16 protein-coding genes and 1 pseudogene are annotated in these 16,697 nt (G+C 67.7%); 5 read left to right on the top strand and 12 right to left on the bottom strand.

Annotated elements, in window-relative coordinates:
• Positions 1-61: 61 nt before the first annotated feature.
• From OSB52_RS02630 to OSB52_RS02605, 6 genes and pseudogenes are all read right to left on the bottom strand, one after another.
• On the bottom strand, positions 62-814 hold the full coding sequence (locus OSB52_RS02630) for a 5-oxoprolinase subunit PxpA (protein WP_235724144.1): 753 nt from the start codon (positions 812-814) through the stop codon (positions 62-64).
• A gap of 168 nt (positions 815-982) precedes the next feature.
• On the bottom strand, positions 983-1,936 hold the full coding sequence (rlmB, locus tag OSB52_RS02625) for a 23S rRNA (guanosine(2251)-2'-O)-methyltransferase RlmB (protein WP_266060047.1): 954 nt from the start codon (positions 1,934-1,936) through the stop codon (positions 983-985).
• Position 1,937: 1 nt separating this feature from the next.
• Positions 1,938-3,332, bottom strand: coding sequence for a cysteine--tRNA ligase (gene cysS / locus OSB52_RS02620; protein ID WP_266060045.1), 1,395 nt, complete (start codon positions 3,330-3,332; stop codon positions 1,938-1,940).
• 54 nt (positions 3,333-3,386) lie between these two features.
• Positions 3,387-3,845: a 2-C-methyl-D-erythritol 2,4-cyclodiphosphate synthase gene (ispF, locus tag OSB52_RS02615; protein ID WP_266060044.1), complete on the bottom strand. Its 459-nt coding sequence runs from the start codon at positions 3,843-3,845 to the stop codon at positions 3,387-3,389.
• 245 nt (positions 3,846-4,090) lie between these two features.
• A pseudogene (gene ispD / locus OSB52_RS02610) lies at positions 4,091-4,789 on the bottom strand (2-C-methyl-D-erythritol 4-phosphate cytidylyltransferase); the annotation flags it as partial.
• Between the two features lie 104 nt (positions 4,790-4,893).
• Positions 4,894-5,382, bottom strand: coding sequence for a CarD family transcriptional regulator (locus tag OSB52_RS02605; protein ID WP_160900148.1), 489 nt, complete (start codon positions 5,380-5,382; stop codon positions 4,894-4,896).
• A 312-nt stretch (positions 5,383-5,694) separates the two neighbouring features.
• On the opposite strand from OSB52_RS02605, the gene OSB52_RS02600 reads away from it, so the two are divergent.
• The gene (locus tag OSB52_RS02600; RefSeq protein WP_372512304.1) at positions 5,695-6,345 is read left to right on the top strand and encodes a copper chaperone PCu(A)C domain-containing protein; all 651 of its coding nucleotides are present in this window, start codon (positions 5,695-5,697) and stop codon (positions 6,343-6,345) included.
• 142 nt (positions 6,346-6,487) lie between these two features.
• Positions 6,488-7,864, top strand: a complete 1,377-nt coding sequence (gene radA, locus OSB52_RS02595) for a DNA repair protein RadA (protein ID WP_266060041.1) — start codon at positions 6,488-6,490, stop codon at positions 7,862-7,864.
• A gap of 21 nt (positions 7,865-7,885) precedes the next feature.
• On the opposite strand, the gene OSB52_RS02590 is transcribed toward radA, so the two are convergent.
• Complete coding sequence (locus OSB52_RS02590; RefSeq protein WP_266060040.1) at positions 7,886-8,434, bottom strand: PaaI family thioesterase; 549 nt, start codon at positions 8,432-8,434, stop codon at positions 7,886-7,888.
• A 71-nt stretch (positions 8,435-8,505) separates the two neighbouring features.
• Between OSB52_RS02590 and disA the strand changes: the two genes are divergently transcribed.
• Entirely contained in the window at positions 8,506-9,588 is a 1,083-nt protein-coding gene (gene disA, locus OSB52_RS02585; protein ID WP_266060031.1) for a DNA integrity scanning diadenylate cyclase DisA, read from the top strand.
• Here disA and OSB52_RS02580 read toward each other — a convergent pair.
• Together OSB52_RS02580 and OSB52_RS02575 are read right to left on the bottom strand one after the other, a co-directional pair.
• Positions 9,579-10,760 (bottom strand): CaiB/BaiF CoA transferase family protein, encoded by a 1,182-nt coding sequence (locus OSB52_RS02580; RefSeq protein WP_235724152.1) that lies wholly within the window; start codon positions 10,758-10,760, stop codon positions 9,579-9,581. The genes disA and OSB52_RS02580 overlap by 10 nt on opposite strands.
• Positions 10,757-11,944, bottom strand: coding sequence for an acyl-CoA dehydrogenase family protein (locus OSB52_RS02575; RefSeq protein ID WP_235724153.1), 1,188 nt, complete (start codon positions 11,942-11,944; stop codon positions 10,757-10,759). The genes OSB52_RS02580 and OSB52_RS02575 overlap by 4 nt, the downstream gene beginning before the upstream one ends.
• 157 nt (positions 11,945-12,101) lie before the next feature.
• Here OSB52_RS02575 and OSB52_RS02570 point away from each other — a divergent pair, with 157 nt between their 5' ends.
• Positions 12,102-13,109 (top strand): LacI family DNA-binding transcriptional regulator, encoded by a 1,008-nt coding sequence (locus tag OSB52_RS02570; RefSeq protein WP_266060027.1) that lies wholly within the window; start codon positions 12,102-12,104, stop codon positions 13,107-13,109.
• Positions 13,110-13,166: 57 nt separating this feature from the next.
• Here OSB52_RS02570 and OSB52_RS02565 read toward each other — a convergent pair whose 3' ends face one another.
• Together OSB52_RS02565 and OSB52_RS02560 are read right to left on the bottom strand one after the other, a co-directional pair.
• Positions 13,167-13,934, bottom strand: a complete 768-nt coding sequence (locus OSB52_RS02565; protein WP_266060026.1) for a hypothetical protein — start codon at positions 13,932-13,934, stop codon at positions 13,167-13,169.
• A gap of 115 nt (positions 13,935-14,049) precedes the next feature.
• Positions 14,050-14,694, bottom strand: coding sequence for a carbonic anhydrase (locus OSB52_RS02560; protein WP_266060024.1), 645 nt, complete (start codon positions 14,692-14,694; stop codon positions 14,050-14,052).
• Here OSB52_RS02560 and OSB52_RS02555 point away from each other — a divergent pair.
• Positions 14,693-15,589, top strand: a complete 897-nt coding sequence (locus OSB52_RS02555; protein WP_266060022.1) for an iron-sulfur binding domain-containing protein — start codon at positions 14,693-14,695, stop codon at positions 15,587-15,589. The genes OSB52_RS02560 and OSB52_RS02555 overlap by 2 nt on opposite strands.
• A gap of 244 nt (positions 15,590-15,833) precedes the next feature.
• On the opposite strand, the gene OSB52_RS02550 is transcribed toward OSB52_RS02555, so the two are convergent.
• Positions 15,834-16,670, bottom strand: coding sequence for an alpha/beta fold hydrolase (locus OSB52_RS02550; protein ID WP_372512314.1), 837 nt, complete (start codon positions 16,668-16,670; stop codon positions 15,834-15,836).
• Positions 16,671-16,697: the final 27 nt, after the last annotated feature.

Raw genomic sequence — 16,697 nt, 5'->3', positions numbered from 1 at the left:
CTACCCGCCGACAGAACCCAGAATCTCGCCGACAGAACCTAATCTGGCACCAACAGAATCGTCAGCGGGCCGCCAAGCCGATCCCTGCGGCGGCCAGAGCGTTACGGACCGCCCGGGCATGCTCCACCGCCCCCGGGGTATCACCGTGCAGACATACCGACTCGGCCTCGATGCGCATCACCGTTCCATCGACGGCCCGAATCTCGTGATGTTCGACCATCGAGACCACCCGACGCGCGATCTCATCGGTGTCCGTGAGCACCGCACCCTGCTCCGATCGGGGCACAAGCGTGCCGTCCGGGCGGTAGCCGCGATCGGCGAACGCTTCCGCGATGACCCGGACACCTCTGCACTCTGCGCGGCGCAACGAAAGCGAACCGGGCAGCCCCATCAGCGGTAGGTCGACACCGAGTTCGACGATGGCGTCGATCACCGCATCCGCCTGATTTTCGTGTGCGACGATCGAGTTATACAGCGCACCATGCGGTTTCACGTACTCGACATCCGCCCCGACGGATCGTGCGATCGCCTGCAGCGCACCGATCTGATAGATGATGTCGGCGGTCAGTCGGGCCGGTTCGATGTCCATGAACCGCCGACCGAACCCTTCGCGGTCGGGATAGGAGACCTGCGCGCCGATGCGCACACCGGCCGCCGCGGCGGCCCGACAGGTCGCGAGCAGTTCGTGCGGATCGCCGGCATGAAATCCGCAGGCGACGTTCGCGCTGGTCACCACGCCGATCATGGCCTCGTCGTCGCCGACCCCCTCGCCGAGGTCGGCGTTCAGGTCGATGATGATCTCCGACCGCGTCATGAGCTCAGTCTAGTGACGACGCGCAACGCCGAAGCCTGACGGCAAGCCGGTGGCGTCGACCAGATCTCGGGTCCATCGACGACATCCAAGGTTCTGTCGGCGCGCGACCGGGATGCATCGGCGAGATTCTCGGTTCTCTCGGCGAGATTCGGGGTTCTGTGGGCGGAGTCAGGCCTGCCGACGCTGACGGGCGAATTCGGCGAGCACCACACCGGCGGCGACCGAGGCGTTGAGGCTCTCGACGTCACCGGCCATCGGGATGGACAGGATCGAGTCGCAGTTCTCCCGGACCAGCCGCGACAGCCCCTTGCCCTCGGAGCCGACCACGATGACCGTCGGCCCGGTGCCGTCGTACTCGTCGAGGGTGACATCACCCTCGGTGTCGAGTCCGACGAGCTGCGCCCCCGACGCGGCCCAATCCTTGAGTGTGCGAGTCAGGTTGGGCGCCTGCGCGACCGGCAGCCGAGCCGCGGCACCGGCACTGGTGCGCCACGCGACCGCGGTGACGCTGGCGCTGCGGCGCTGCGGGATCACCACGCCGTGGCCGCCGAATGCGGCCACCGAGCGGATCACCGCGCCGAGGTTGCGCGGATCGGTGATGTTGTCCAGCGCCACCAGCAACGGCGGTGTCCCGCTGTCGATGGCCTCGCGCATCAGATCGTCCGGGTGGGCGTAGCTGTATTCGGGCACCTGCAGGGCGACGCCCTGGTGCATGCCGTTGGATGCCATCCGGTCGAGTTCGGGCTTGCCGACCTCGAGGATGGTGATCGCATTGTCACCGGCGATCTTGACAGCCTCGGCCACCCGATCGTCCGGTTCGGAATTGGTCGCCAGATACAACGCGGTCGCGGGCACGCCGGCACGCAGACACTCCAGGACGGGATTGCGGCCCAACACGTACTCGGGCCCATCGTCCTTGCGGTTGGCTCGCGGACGTCCCGTGGTGGATTTCGATGCGGCCTTGGCGCGCTTGTGCGCCGGGTGATACGGACGGTCGACGGCCTTCGGCGTTGCGCCCCGTCCCTCCAGGCCACGTCGGCGCTGACCGCCGGAACCGACGGTCTGCCCCTTCTTGGTCCCCGACTTGCGTACGGCACCTTTACGTTTGGAGCTTCCGGCCATGTCAGGAGGTTCCCTTCAGCGACCATTGCGCCCCGTCGGGGGTGTCGGTGACCTCGATGCCCGCCTCGGCGAGTCTGTCACGGACGCCGTCGGCGGTCGCCCAGTCCTTGTCGGCGCGCGCCTGTGCACGCCGCTGCAGTTCGGCCCGAACCAGCACGTCGAGGGCGGTGGTCGCGGCCGATTCGTCGGTCTGTTCGTCGAGCCAGTGGGGGTCGAGCGGATCCACCCCGAGGATGCCCATCATCGCCCGCACCGACGATGCGGCCGCCAATGCGCCTGCGCCGTCGCCTGATTCGAGCGCGGTGTTGCCCTGACGCACCACGTTGTGGACCACGGCGAGCGCAGCCGGGACACCCAGATCGTCGTCGAGCGCGGCACCGAATTCGGCCGGGACGTCGCCGGCCTCGACGGCACCGACGCGAGCGGACACCCGGTTGATGAACGACTCCACCCGCCGGTAACCCGCGGCCGCCTCGGTGAGCGCGCCCTCGGAGTACTCCAGCATCGACCGGTAATGTGCGCTACCCAGGTAGTAGCGCAGTTCCACCGCGCGCACCCGTTCGAGCATCGCGGGAATCGCCACCACGTTGCCCAGCGACTTGCTCATCTTCTCGCCACCCATGGTCACCCAGCCGTTGTGCAGCCAGTAGCGGGCGAACGGATCACCGGCGCCATGCGCCTGCGCGATCTCGTTCTCGTGGTGCGGGAAGATGAGATCCATTCCACCGCAGTGGATGTCGAATTCTGCGCCGAGAAGCGACGTGGCCATCGCCGAGCATTCCAGATGCCAACCGGGCCGGCCGTGTCCCCAGGGGGTGGGCCACGACGGCTCGTCGGGCTTGGCCGCCTTCCACAGGGTGAAGTCGCGCGGGTCGCGTTTGCCGGTGCCCGCACTCTCACCCTGGTGCACGTCGTCGAGTCGGTGACCCGACAACGCACCGTAGTCGGGCAGGCTCTGCACGTCGAAGTACACGTTGCCGTCGGCGGCGTAGGCGTGCCCGCGCTCGATGAGCCGCTGCATGTACTCGACCATCTGGGTGACGAATCCGGTGGCGCGAGGCTCACCGGACGGCGGCAGCACGCCGAGAGCTTCGTAAGCGTTGTCGAAGGCGCGTTCATGGGTGGCGGCCCACTCCCACCACGGCCGGCCCGCGTCGTCGGCCTTGCGCAGGATCTTGTCGTCGATGTCGGTGACGTTGCGAACGAACAGCACGTCGAGGCCCTGGTGCTGCAGCCAGCGTCGGAGCACGTCGAAAGCGATACCGCTGCGCACGTGACCGATGTGCGGGATGCCCTGCACGGTGGCGCCACACAGGTACACCGAGGCGTGGCCGGGGTGCAGTGGAACGAAGTCACGCACCTCTCGGGTTGCGGTGTCATACAGGCGCAAGGTCACGACGTGCGAGTCTACCTGGTCAGATTCCCCGTTCGGGTCGCCCGGGCGATCGCGTCAGTCGAGCAGGGCGGTCGCAACCGCCGCCACGCCTTCGCCGCGACCTGTCATCCCCAGTCCGTCGGTGGTGGTCGCCGACACCGATACCGGTGCGCCGAGCGCCGCACCGAGCACCCGCTGCGCCTCGTCGCGACGGGGTCCGATCTTCGGCCGGTTACCGATCAGCTGGACGGCGGCGTTGACCACGCTGAGCCCTTCGGCGTCGATGAGTGCCCGCACGTGTTCGAGCATCGCGACCCCGGACACCCCCGCCCATTCGGGTCGACCGGTACCGAACACCGACCCCACGTCACCGAGACCGGCGGCCGAGAGCACGGCGTCGCACAACGCGTGCGCGCCGACGTCACCGTCGGAATGGCCGGCGCATCCGGGTTCGTCGGGGAAGTGCAGGCCGACCATCCAACACGGCGAGTCGGCATCGACCTGGTGGGCGTCGGTTCCGATGCCGACTCTCATGTGGAGCTCCGATCGTGGGTCGGGTGGTCTCGATACGGCTCCTCGCTGCGCTCGTCGCCTACTCGACCAGCGGAAGGATACGGGTCCCCGCCGCCGCCCACGGCACCAGCGGAAGGATACGGGTCCCCGCCGCCGCCCACGGCACCAGCGGAAGGATACGGGTCCCCGCCGCCGCCCACGGCACCAGCGGAGCGATACGGCTCCGCGCTGCGGCCGTCACGCACGTCACCGGCGGAAGAGTTCGGCTCCGCGACGACGTCGCGGGCGATGCGCAGATCCCACGGGGTGGTGATCTTGAGGGCCAACGGGTCACCGGCGACGACGTGCACCGGGATGCCGCAGCGTTCGGCCAGGCCGGCGTCATCGGTGGCGAGACCGAGGTCGTCTGCGTGCGCGCGTTGCAGCGCATCGCGGGTGAAGCCCTGGGGCGTCTGGACCGCACGCAGCACCTCGCGGTCCACAGTCGCAACCACGCGTTCGGCACCGTCCACCGGATGAGGGTCGATGCGTTTGAGGGTGTCGGCAACCGGCAGACCGGGCACCACTGCCGGATGGCCCGCGCGAACGGCCGCGACTACTCGTTCGAACACACCTGGCGGGGTGAGGGGACGTGCGGCGTCATGGACGAGCACGATGTCGGCGGTACGCACAGCAGCAATGCCGGCCCGGACCGAATCGGATCGGTGTGCACCCCCGGCGACCACGACTGCCTCGGGCACGAGTCGCCGCGCAGTGTCGATCAACTCTGCCGGGACCACCACGACGACGGTGTCGGCAACACCCGCATCGAGCACGCCGGCCACGCAGACCTCGAGGATCGTCCGGGCACCCAGTTCAACAAAGGCCTTGGGTACCGGCTCGCCAAGCCTGGTTCCGGACCCTGCGGCCGGGATGATGACGCCGACGCTCACGACGAGCCCTCGCCACACCGAGCGCGCAGCCATGGCTCGTCCGCCTCGTTTTCGCTCCTCCCCCGAATGTATTCGGAGAAGGAACGAAGGTCAGGGGGACGAACCGCGGCAGCCGAGAAGTCAGCCACGTACGCGACTCAGGACGCCGCGGCCAGGACCTCGTCAAGGATGCTGGTGGCCTTGGCGTCGTCGGTGTTCTGCGCCAGCGACAGTTCGTCGACCAGCACCCGACGAGCGCGGGTCAGCATGCGCTTCTCGCCCGCGGACAGCCCACGATCCTGTTCGCGACGCCACAGGTCGCGGACGATCTCGGCGACCTTGATGATGTCGCCGGAGATCAGCTTCTCCTGATTCGCCTTGAAGCGGCGGGCCCAGTTGGTGGGCTCCTCCGTGTGCGGGGCGCGAAGCACCTGGAAGACCTGGTCGAGACCCTCTTCACCCACCACATCGCGCACACCGACGTATTCGAGCTTCGTCGAGGGGATCTGGACGGTCATGTCACCATCGGCGACTTTGAGAACAAGGTATTCGATCTGTTCACCCTTGATGGTCCGAGTCACGATGTCTTCGACTCGAGCAGCACCGTGATGGGGGTAGACAACGGTGTCGCCAACTTTGAAGTTCAATGTTCCATGCCCCTTTCGAGTACAGCCAGTCTAGCACGGGCGTCCGAGAGGGCACACCCAACGGTGCAGGTCAACGCCCTGAAGCGGCACCTACGCAGCCCTCTGGAGAGCGTACGGACCTGCATAAACCACGCCGTGATCGGCCCCACAAACCCGTCCTGGAAGCCTGTGCACAACCCGACGCGCCGGGGCCTCGGCCGACCAATCGGGCACCCGATCGGACTTTTGCGCCCGGCGCCCACTACGCTGCGTAGTGCAGGGTTCGCGCCGAGTGGCGTGTCGCCTTCGATGACCTGGGAGGAACGGGTGTCAGTGCTTCGCAAAACCGCTCGACGTACGACGACCGGGCGCGCCTTCGGTGGGCGCGCCGTGAAGGCCACGGCGGTAGCCGCTTTCGGCATCGCGCTCGCCCTCGGCACCACCGCCTGCGGCGCGGGTCAGATCTCGCAGACCGCCAACATGGAACCGGCCGTGAACGGCAACCTCGCCACCCTCGGCTCGCTGCAACTGCGCGACGTGCAGATCATGTACCCGACGGAGAAGTCCGACGAGGTGTTCGGCAACGGCGGACCCTTCGAGGTCTCCTTCGTCATCAGCAACATCGACCCGATCGAGAACGATCGTCTCCTCGGCATCGACGCCCCTGCGGGCGGCACCGTCAGCATCACCGGTGACAATCGCGACATCCCGGCCGGCCAGGCCCTGCGTGCCGGCGAGCCGGTGGGGTTGCTCGTGCCCGAAGACGTCGAGGCGACCGACGAACAGGAACGGCTCACCGTGACGCTGTCCGGTGCCGGCGATTCCGTCGCCCCCGGACTGACCACGCCGCTCACCTTCCGCTTCGAGAACTCCGGCGAGGTCACTGTCGAGACCCCCGTCGATGCCGGCACCTACATGGTTCGCCAGGACAAGATCCGGCAAGCCGAGCCGCCGGCCGATCAGCACGCCGGCGAAGAGCACTGAGCTCGGAGTCCCAGACACAGAACACCAACCTCACCTGCTGCCCAGCCTCCTGCGCGGAAGCCAAAGGGCGGCAGGTGAGGTTTTTTGTACGCCTGCGGGCGCGCGCGGAAGTGTTGTCGGGCATCGCGACTAGGGTGGGCGCGTGGCAAAAGCGAGGTCGACGTTCCGGTGCAGCGCCTGCGGACACACGGTCGCCAAATGGGTCGGCCGGTGTCCGGACTGCGGCGCGTGGGGCACCGTCGACGAGGTCGCATCGGTGCCGGCACGATCCAGCGGCGTCGGCGGGGTCGCGCCGACGAGTCCGGCCCGCCCGCTCACCGAGATCAATGCCGACTCGTCGGCGGCCATCGCCACCGGGATCGGTGAACTCGACCGGGTGCTCGGCCGCGGTGTGGTGCCCGGGTCGGTGATCCTGCTCGCCGGTGAGCCCGGGGTCGGCAAGTCCACCCTGCTGCTCGAGAGCGTCAAACACTGGGCGCGAGGCGGTCGCACCGCGCTCTATCTGACCGGTGAGGAATCCGCGGGGCAGGTGCGCATGCGCGCCGAGCGCACCGACGCGGTCCACGAGAACGTCTATCTCGCAGCGGAAACCGACCTGGCGACAATCCTCGGCCACGTCGACGCGGTGAGTCCGTCACTGGTGATCGTGGATTCGGTGCAGACCGTCGTGGCCACCGGCACCGACGGCGTCACCGGCGGTGTCACCCAGATCCGCGCGGTCACCACCGCGCTGGTGTCGATGGCCAAGAACCGCGGCATCGCAGTGATCCTGGTCGGGCACGTCACCAAGGATGGGGCGGTGGCCGGACCGCGATCGCTCGAGCATCTCGTCGACGTCGTGCTGTCGTTCGAGGGCGATCGCCATTCGACGCTGCGGATGGTTCGCGGCATCAAGAATCGCTTCGGCGCCGCCGACGAAGTGGGCTGCTTCGAACAACGCGACGACGGCATCCATGAGGTCCCCGATCCCTCCGGAATCTTCCGTCACGAACGCGACGTCGACGTCAGCGGTTCGACGGCGATGGTGGCGATGGACGGTAAACGGGCGCTTGTCGGCGAGATCCAGGCGCTGACCAACAAATCGTCGATGGCCATGCCGCGACGGGTGGCCGGTGTGGACTCGGCGCGGGTGGCGATGCTCATCGCGGTCCTGCAGAGCCGTCTCGGCGTGAAGCTGGACGATCAGGAGGTCTATGTGTCGACGGTCGGCGGCATGCGGGTCACCGAGCCCGCCACCGATCTCGCGATCGCGCTGGCCATCGGTTCGGCCGTCAAGAATCAACCGATCCCACACAACACCGTGGCGATCGGCGAGGTCGGCCTGGCCGGTGAGGTCCGCCGGGTGACGGCCGTCGCACGCCGGGTGGCCGAGGCGAAACGACTCGGCTTCGCCCACGCGATCATCCCCGCCGGCACCGACGAGAAACTACCGTCAGGTATCCGGATAACCCGCGTGGACAATCTCGCGCAGGCGATCGCGGCGAAGCGCAAGCGCGACGTGGTCGACGCCCCGTTCTGAACCCGGCGCGTCCGGCCCCTACTACGGGCGCGACATCCGAGCCTTGTATTCGTCGGCGAGCCGGCTGTTGGCCAGATGGTCGGCGAAATGCTCGCGCACATCGATGGTGACGAAGATTGCGTGGCCGGTGGCCACGGGCTCATCCGGATCACCGAGGTGGGCGATGCCCTCGGCGTAGATCTTGCGGCGCTGGCGACCGAGCAGCTTCGCCGTGAACTGCAGCTGCGATCCGATCGGGATCGGCCGCTGATAGTCGACCTCGAGGTGCACGGTGACCGCCGACGGCCCGATCAGCAGCGGAATCATGCCCATCACGTCGTCGAACGCCGTCGACAACACACCGCCGTGAATCACCCCGGGACCGCCCTCGAAGCGTGCGGCGACATCCATGGTCGCGGTCACCTCGAAGTCCTCGCCGGCGAACATCTGCAGATGCAGGCCCTCGGCCGACTCCTCGCCGCAGCCGTAGCAAAGCGGATTGTGCATCCGCATCCGCTCGCCGACCTTCGCCGCCTTCGGATGGCGCTGGACTGCATCGAGGTCGGCAGGCACCACAAAACTGCTCTTCACGTCCCGATACCCTAGTCGCAGCGCACCTGCCCGCGGTGGGCAGACCCACCCGTAGCCGTAGGAAGGCCGACATGGCGGAGACCGCGACATCCGAGCTCACCCGGGAGACCCTGGCGCGGGTCGCCCCCGGGACCGGACTGCGCGACGGACTCGAACGCATCTTGCGTGGCGGCACCGGCGCCCTCATCGTCATCGGCCATGACTCCGACGTGGAACGGATCTGCGACGGCGGGTTCCACCTCGACGTGGAGTTCGCCCCGACCCGCTTGCGTGAGCTCGCCAAGATGGACGGAGCGGTGGTGTTGTCCACCGACGGCAAACGGATCGTGCGCGCCAACGTCCAGTTGGTGCCCGACCCGTCGATCCCGACCGAGGAATCCGGCACCCGGCATCGGGCCGCCGAACGCACGTCGGTGCAGACCGGCCATCCGGTCATCTCGGTGAGCGCCTCGATGTCGATCGTGAGTGTCTACGTCGGCGGAGTGCGCCGGGTCGTCGAGAGTCCCGACCCCATCCTGTCGCGCGCCAACGTAGCCCTGACCACCCTGGAGCGGTACAAGATGCGGCTCGATGAGGTGATCGCCGGCTTGTCCCGCGCCGAGATCGAGGACTACGTGCTGCTGCGTGACGCGATGTCCACCGCGCAGCGGATGGAGATGGTGCGCCGGGTGTCGGTCGAGATCGAGGAGTACGTCCTCGAGCTCGGCGTCAACGGCCGCCAGGTGAGCCTGCAGCTCGAAGAACTCATCAGCGAAAACGACACCATGCGCGAGTTGCTGGTTCGCGATTATTTCGCCAGCCCCGAACCCGCGGGCACCGAGGAGGTGCGCCAGACGTTGGAGACCGTCGAGCAGCTGTCGGACGCCGACCTGCTCGACCTCACGCTCCTGGCCGGCGCGTTCGGCTACCCGACGACGATCGACGCGCAGGACACCACGATGAGCCCGCGCGGCTATCGACTGCTCGCGCGGATCTCGCGTCTGCAGTTCGCGCACGTCGACCGGCTGGTGCGCAGTTTCGGCACCCTGCAGGCGCTGCTGGCCACCAGTGCCGCCGACCTGCAGGCCGTCGAGGGCATCGGCAGCATCTGGGCGCGCCACATCCGCGAGGGACTCTCCCGTCTCGCCGAGAGCAGCATCGAACGCTACGAGTAGTCGCGCCGAGTAGGCGGCGCCCCGCAGGCCTCGACTTCTGCGGCCGGAACCGTGTGCTCACCCAACCGGGGCGGTGCCGACCGGTAGGTCGCAGGGGTGACCGACAGACGGATCGGGTTGGCGACGGTTCGGACGGACATGGCTCGGCCCGGGTCCGCGATCTCGACCACCGGCGTCAGCCCCAGTCGCTCGGCGAGCGCGAGAGCGTCAGCGATGTCGTTGAGCGGGCCGCACGGCACGCGCCGTTTCGTGAGCTGCTCGAACCAGGCGTCGGCGGTGTCGGCGGCGAGCGCCGTGTTCAGGATCTCGCCGAGCTCCTCACGATGCGCCACCCGCGCCTTGTTCGACGAGAACCGCTCGTCGGCAGCAAGTTCCGGCCGGCCCAGCGCGTCGACGAGGGCAGCGAATTGACGATCGTTGCCGACCGCGAGCACCAGCGGCCGATCCGCCGTGCCGAACACCTCATAGGGCGCGATGCTGGGATGCCGGTTGCCCATCGCGTGCGGCACCACGCCCGCGGTCACATACGCCGAGGTCTGATTCACCAGCGCGGACAGCAACGACGACAGCAGGTTGACCTCGATCCGCTGCCCCTCACCGGTGCGATCCCGATGCCGCAGCGCAGACAGAATGCCAACGGCCGCATGCAGTCCGGTGATCACGTCGACCATCGCGACACCGACCTTGGTGGGTGTGTCCGGGTCGGGGCCGGTGATGCTCATCAGGCCGCCGACGGCCTGGATGAGCAGGTCGTAGCCGGGAAGCTGATTGCCACCGCCGAAGCCGGTGACCGAGCAGTAGACGATGTCGGGGTTGATCTCACGCACCGCGTCGTAGCCGAGGCCGAGGCGATCCATGGTGCCGGGCAGGAAGTTCTCCACCACCACATCGGCGCGCGCCACCAGCCCGCGGGCGGCGTCGAGCCCGTCGTCGTCGGTGAGATCCAGCGCGACGGACTGCTTGTTGCGGTTGGCCGACAGGAAGTACGACGACTCGACATCATCACCGGTGCCCACCCAGGGCGGCCCCCAGGCGCGGGTGTCGTCGCCCGCACCCGGCCGCTCGACCTTGATCACCTCGGCACCGAGATCGGCGAGCAGCATCGTGGCATACGGCCCCGCCAGCACTCGACCGAAATCGGCGATGACCAGCCCATCGAGTGCGGCCGTCACCGGAATGCGCCCTCCCCGGTCAGCGCCTTGCCGATGGTGAGTTGATGCACCTCGGAGGTGCCCTCGTAGGTGAGCACCGACTCCAGGTTGTTGGCGTGCCGGATCACCGGATACTCGAGGGTGATGCCGTTGGCGCCCAAGATGGTTCGACATTCACGCGCGATCGCGATCGCCTCACGCACGTTGTTGAGCTTGCCGAGACTGACGCGCTCAGGGGTGATCTCGCCGCGGTCCTTGAGCCGGCCGAGGTGATAGGCCAGCATATGCCCCTTACCCACTTCGAGCGCCATGTCGGCCAGCTTGGCCTGCGTCAGTTGATATCCGGCCAGCGGCTTGTCGAACACGTGGCGCGACTGCGCGTAGTCGACGGCCACCTCGAGACAGTCACGTGCGGCCCCCATCGCGCCGAAGATGATCCCGAACCGTGCCTCGCCCAGCGAGGTCAGCGGCCCGCGGAGACCCGCGGCCTCCGGCAGCATCGCCGAAGCCGGCAACCGGACGTCATCGAACACCAGCTCGGAGGTCACGGATGCGCGCAGCGAGAGCTTCTTGGTGATCTCGGGCGCGGAGAAACCCGGGGTGTCGGTCGGGACGACGAATCCGCGGATGCCGCGGGGGCTGTCGTCGAGGTCGGTTTGTGCCCACACGACCGCGACGTCGGCGATGGAACCGTTGGTGATCCACATCTTGGTGCCGTTGAGCACCCAGTCGTCGCCGTCGCGCTTGGCGTTGGTGCGCATCCCGGCAGGGTTGGAGCCGAAGTCGGGTTCGGTGAGCCCGAAGCAGCCGATGGCCTCGCCCGCAGCCATCCGCGGCAGCCATTCCTGCTTCTGCTCCTCACTACCCCAGTGATGGATCGAGAACATCGCCAGCGAACCCTGCACCGACACCAGACTGCGAATGCCCGAGTCGACGGCCTCGAGTTCCAGGCAGGCCAGGCCATAGGCGGTCGCGCTCATGCCCGGGCAACCGTAACCATCGAGATGCATACCCAACGCCCCGAGCTCACCGAGTTCCTTCGCGAGCTCCCGGGCCGGCAGCTGCGCATCCTCGAACCACTCGGCGATGCGCGGACGCAGGCGCTCCTCACCGAATTTGCGCACGGTGTCGCGGATCGCGATCTCCTCCGGTTCGAGCAGCGAGTCCAGCGCGAACAACTGACCGAGAGTCTGGGGTCGGGACATGTGGTCTACCTCCGATGGCAGCGTCGGCAACAGTCTCAGACTACTGCGCTTTGTGTATGAGAGATCGTTCTCGCTAACGTTTGCGAGAACGTTTGCATGGCCTAGGCTAGGGGCACACACGCGGTTCGTCAACGGCGTTCGAGGGGAGGCTGCGCACGTGACCGAGGCAGATCGGGTCCCAACGCTGAAAGAAATCGCCGAACGGGCCGGCGTGCACGTCTCGACCGCGTCGCGAGTGCTGCGCCAGCCGGAGCCCGCGGTGGGCTGGTCGGAATCGGCCCGACGAGTGCGACAGGTCGCCGACGAACTCGGCTACCAGCGCAACATCTGGGCGGCGAGCCTGCGTACCCGCAAGACCACCACACTCGGGGTGGTGATGACACGGCTGACCGACGGTGTGGTCGCGACGACCTACCAGGGCATCGAGGAAGCCGCGTCGAAAGCCGGGTACTCGGTGCTGCTGTCCAGCCCGCCCGATGAGCTCGCCGCCCAACGCCGGGCCATCGAATTGCTGGTTGGTCGACAGGTGGACGGACTGATGATCAGCGGCCTGCACACCCCCGGCGATCCGTTCGTCGATTCGTTGGCGCTCGGCCGACTTCCGCTGCTCGCGGTCACCCGCCACGCCGGGTCGTCGTTGCCGTTCGTCGGCGGCGACGACCGGCACGGCGGCTATCTCGCCGCGCGCCACCTGCTCGACCGCGGCCACACCGACCTCGCGGTGATCGCGGGCCCACCGCACGCCACCACCGCATCGGACCGAACCGCCGGATTCCGCGCCGCCCTCGAGACGGCATCGGTGCCGCTGCCGGACAGTCGGGTCGTCGGATCCGGTTTCGAGGTCGATGGCGGCATCGTCGCCGGCCGGCAACTCCTCGACAGCCCGGACCGACCCCGCGCGATTTTTGCGGTCTCCGACACGATCGCCATCGGTGTGATGGGCGTGGCCCGCGATCTCGGTCTGCGCATTCCCGAGGATCTCGCGCTGATCGGCTACAACGACATCCCGGTGGTCGCGCAGTTGCCGGTCCCACTCACCACCGTGCGATCACCGGCACATGACATCGGCGCCACTGCCACTCGCCGCCTGCTCGACCTGGTCGCCGACCGCGAACCGGAAACGATTCGCCTGCCGGTCGAGCTCATCGGTCGAGCCACCACCTGACCCGTTTTGTAGTACCAACCCGCGGTTTTTCGCTGGTTGGTACTACGAAACAGGGGGTCACGGCTCCTGCGCGGGCGCGACCACGTTGAACGTGATCGGCGCGGACTCCTTCTCCCCGATTTTTCCGATGGCTTGGTAAGCCCCGACCGGGACTGGCACACGTGGCGTGTCACAGCCGGGGCTGCTCGTGGTGAACGACCAGGTGATGGTGTCGCGCACTTGCTGGGAGGGTTTGAGGCTCACGTTGTTCGGGGTCTGCAGCGGCGAGCAGTCGCGCGCCGACCACAATGTGCGCGTGCCGTCGAGGTTGCGGACGATCACATCCTGAGCGGATTTGCCGACGTCACGCGTGCACTCGGTCAGGCCGGCGTTGGTCGTGACGATGGTGAACACCGGCTGGTCGCCCTGGGAATAGGTCGGTTTGTCGGTGTAGAGCACCACGGAGATGTTCGCGTCCGGACACAATCCGGAGGCCGGCACCGGACCGGGGGTGGCCGACTCACCGCCGGGCGTGGGCACTGCCCCGGACGCCGAGGCGTCGTTCGGTGCCCCGGCGGCCGCGTTACCACCGGCGACACCACCGCCGGTTCCGCCTCCGGACACGCCGGCACTCTCCGACGGCTCCGACGATTCGGCCGAGTAAGCGATCGTCGACGACGGGGCCGACGACATCGCGGCCGCATTGCTGGGCTCGTCGCCGCCGCTGCTGGTGGCCCAGATGATCAAACCGATGATCAGACCGATCACGAGGACGGCGCCACCGAACGCGACGACGCGTCGTCGCCAGTAGATCTCGGGTGGTAGCGGGCCGCTCGGTTCGATCACGCCCCCACGCTAACGGGAGGCGAGAAACCACCGTCCGACCCGGCTCGGCGTGTCGCGCAAACCGGGCCTGACCGGCGGAAAGTCTAAAGTTGGGGTTCAGCCCCGCCCGGTGACCTCAGCCGTGCGCGACGTCGACCGTCTCGACTCCGTCGAGTTGACCGAGCACGCCGCGAACCTGCGCACGCCCCTCGCCGAGCTCGTAGGTCAACCCGATGATCGCCAGCCGACCGTCCTCGACACGATCGGCGATGATCCGGCTGCGCTCCATCAGCTGCTGACCGGTCTCCAGCACGTGGCGTGCCTCGAATTCGTCGACACGGGTCAGTCCCTCGCTGCGGCCGGCCAGAATGCTGGGGCTCACCTTCTCCACGACGTCCCGGATGTAGCCGCCGGGGATCTCCAGGTTGTCCAACGCGTTCAGAGTTGCCTTCACCGCTCCGCAACTGTCATGCCCGAGCACCGCGATCAGCGGGACATCGAGGACGGCGGCGGCGAACTCCAGCGAACCGATGACGGCCGAATCGAGAACCTGGCCCGCGGTACGGACCACGAACATGTCGCCGAGGCCCTGATCGAAGATGATCTCGGCCGACAACCGTGAATCCGAGCATCCGAAGAGGACGACGTGCGGGTGCTGCCCCGACGTGAGGCGTTCGCGGTCCTCGATACCCTGTTTGGGATGTTGAGACTCCCCGGCGACGAACCGATCGTTCCCCTCTTGCAGGATCTTCCAGGCTTCGGTAGGCGTCAGTTGGCTCATGTCGAATAGTGTGCCACCGCCCGCGCTGCTGGGCTGGTTCGACCTTCACGAACGCGACCTGCCCTGGCGAGAGCCGGGACTATCGGGATGGCAGATCCTGATCAGCGAGATCATGCTGCAGCAGACCCCGGTCTCCCGGGTGATCGCACCGTGGCGGGAATGGGTGACACGCTGGCCGGTGCCGTCGGCGATGGCCGCGGCATCCCCGGGCGAGGTGCTGCGCGCCTGGGGCAAGCTCGGCTACCCCCGGCGGGCGCTGCGTCTGCACGAATGCGCCACGGTGCTGGCCCGCGATCACCACGACCGCGTGCCCGACGACGTGGACGCGATGTTGCAGCTGCCGGGTATCGGCGACTACACGGCTCGAGCGATCGCCTGTTTCGCCTACGGGCAACCGGTTCCGGTGGTGGACACCAACGTCCGACGGGTCATCGCCCGCGCGGTGCACGGCCGCGAACACCCGGGCAACCCCGCCCGAGCCGATCTCGCCGACGCCGACGCTCTGCTGCCCCGCGCAGCAGACGGCTCCCCCGCCGACACCGCGCCCCGGTTCTCCGCGGCGCTGATGGAACTCGGTGCGCTGGTCTGCACGGCACGCACACCTCGCTGCGACGAGTGCCCGCTCACCGAGTGCACCTGGGTCCGCCTCGGTCGCCCGGCTCACACCGGACCGAAACGCAAGGTGCAGAAGTTCGCCGGCACCGATCGCCAGGTGCGTGGACTGTTGCTCGACGTCTTGCGGGGCACCGCCCATCCGGTCGAACGCCCACGACTCGACCAGGTGTGGACGTCGGACACCGCGCAGCGCGACCGCGCGCTGGACTCACTGCTCGTCGACGGTCTGGTCGAGCTCACCGACGATGGCCGGTATTGCCTTGCGGGAGAAGCGGGCTGAAGGTGCGACTGGTCTCGATACGTCGCTCGCCTAGCAGCTCGCAACTACTCCCTGGATCGGGTAGCAGCGAACGGAGTGAGTCGCGTATCGAGATCGACCAGCGATTGGAGCCACCTCTCCGGTGGTCGATCTCGCTACTCGATCCAGGGAGTAGCCGACGACCCGCGCCCTCCGGTGGTCGAGTAGCCGACGAGCCGCTAGGCGAGTCAGCGTATCGAGACCACAGCACCCGCCGCCAGAACACTCACCTCGGCAACGCCGACAAGAACGCCTCGACCGCACCCTGGTAGACGTCCGGGGCGTCGTCGTGCACAAGATGTCCCGCACCCACCACGCACAGATGGTCGGCATACTGCTGCAGCGAACACATGGTGCGCATCTGCCCGGGCGGGGTCACCGAATTGCCGGCTTCGATGAGCAGACTGGGTACGTCGACCGCCCGCCACTGCAACCAGAAGTCGCGCCGAGCCCACTCCTCGGCGATCTCGGTCCAGATCTGCAGATCGCCGTGCAGCCGGCCGTCGTCGAAAGCCTCGAAAAAATAGCGCCCCGCTACCTCACCGAACATCTGCTGGGCCTGCTCGACAGAGCCGAATCGCTCCGGCCAGGAGTCGAACCACGGTGTCCAGTCCCGCGTCGTGTGGCCACGGAAATCCGGCGCCATATCTTCGATGACCAACGCCGACACCATCTCCGGATACGCCGCCGCCGTGCACCAGGCGTGCAGCCCGCCCATGGAATGGCCGACGAGCACCGCAGGCCCCTGATCGATCCACACGAGGATCTCGGCGAGGTCGGCCACAAAGCGTTCGGTACTCAGTTCGGCGACATCGTCGGGTGCGGCGACGTCGGCGCCGGTGTGGAAGGCCGCGTCGAAGGTGAAGACGCGGCCGTGGCGACGTAGCCACGGAATCTGTCGACGCCAGGTCCGTCCGCGCCCCATCAGCCCGTGCAGCAACACGATCGGACCGACTCCACGAACATCGTGTCCGTCGACGTCGACCGGCCCGCCATGATCACGCAACCCGGTCTCCCGGACTGCCGGCGCTGCATCGCCCGACCTGCTCACCGTTCCCGCCACGTACTCGGTCGTCACGAACTCCAGGGT

The organism is Gordonia aquimaris, from assembly GCF_026262595.1.
Classification (GTDB): Bacteria; Actinomycetota; Actinomycetes; order Mycobacteriales; family Mycobacteriaceae; genus Gordonia; species Gordonia tangerina.
This window is presented reverse-complemented; position numbering and strand designations above follow the sequence as displayed.

Bases quoted from the DNA above. Each gene is read 5' to 3' on its own strand.
- OSB52_RS02560 (WP_266060024.1), bottom strand. From the start codon at position 14,694: ATGAGCCAACTGACGCCTACCGAAGCCTGGAAGATCCTGCAAGAGGGG.
- OSB52_RS02630 (WP_235724144.1), bottom strand. From the start codon at position 814: ATGACGCGGTCGGAGATCATCATCGACCTGAACGCCGACCTCGGCGAG.
- rlmB (WP_266060047.1), bottom strand. From the start codon at position 1,936: ATGGCCGGAAGCTCCAAACGTAAAGGTGCCGTACGCAAGTCGGGGACC.
- disA (WP_266060031.1), top strand. From the start codon at position 8,506: ATGGCGGAGACCGCGACATCCGAGCTCACCCGGGAGACCCTGGCGCGG.
- ispF (WP_266060044.1), bottom strand. From the start codon at position 3,845: ATGAGAGTCGGCATCGGAACCGACGCCCACCAGGTCGATGCCGACTCG.
- OSB52_RS02575 (WP_235724153.1), bottom strand. From the start codon at position 11,944: ATGTCCCGACCCCAGACTCTCGGTCAGTTGTTCGCGCTGGACTCGCTG.
- OSB52_RS02555 (WP_266060022.1), top strand. From the start codon at position 14,693: ATGTCGAATAGTGTGCCACCGCCCGCGCTGCTGGGCTGGTTCGACCTT.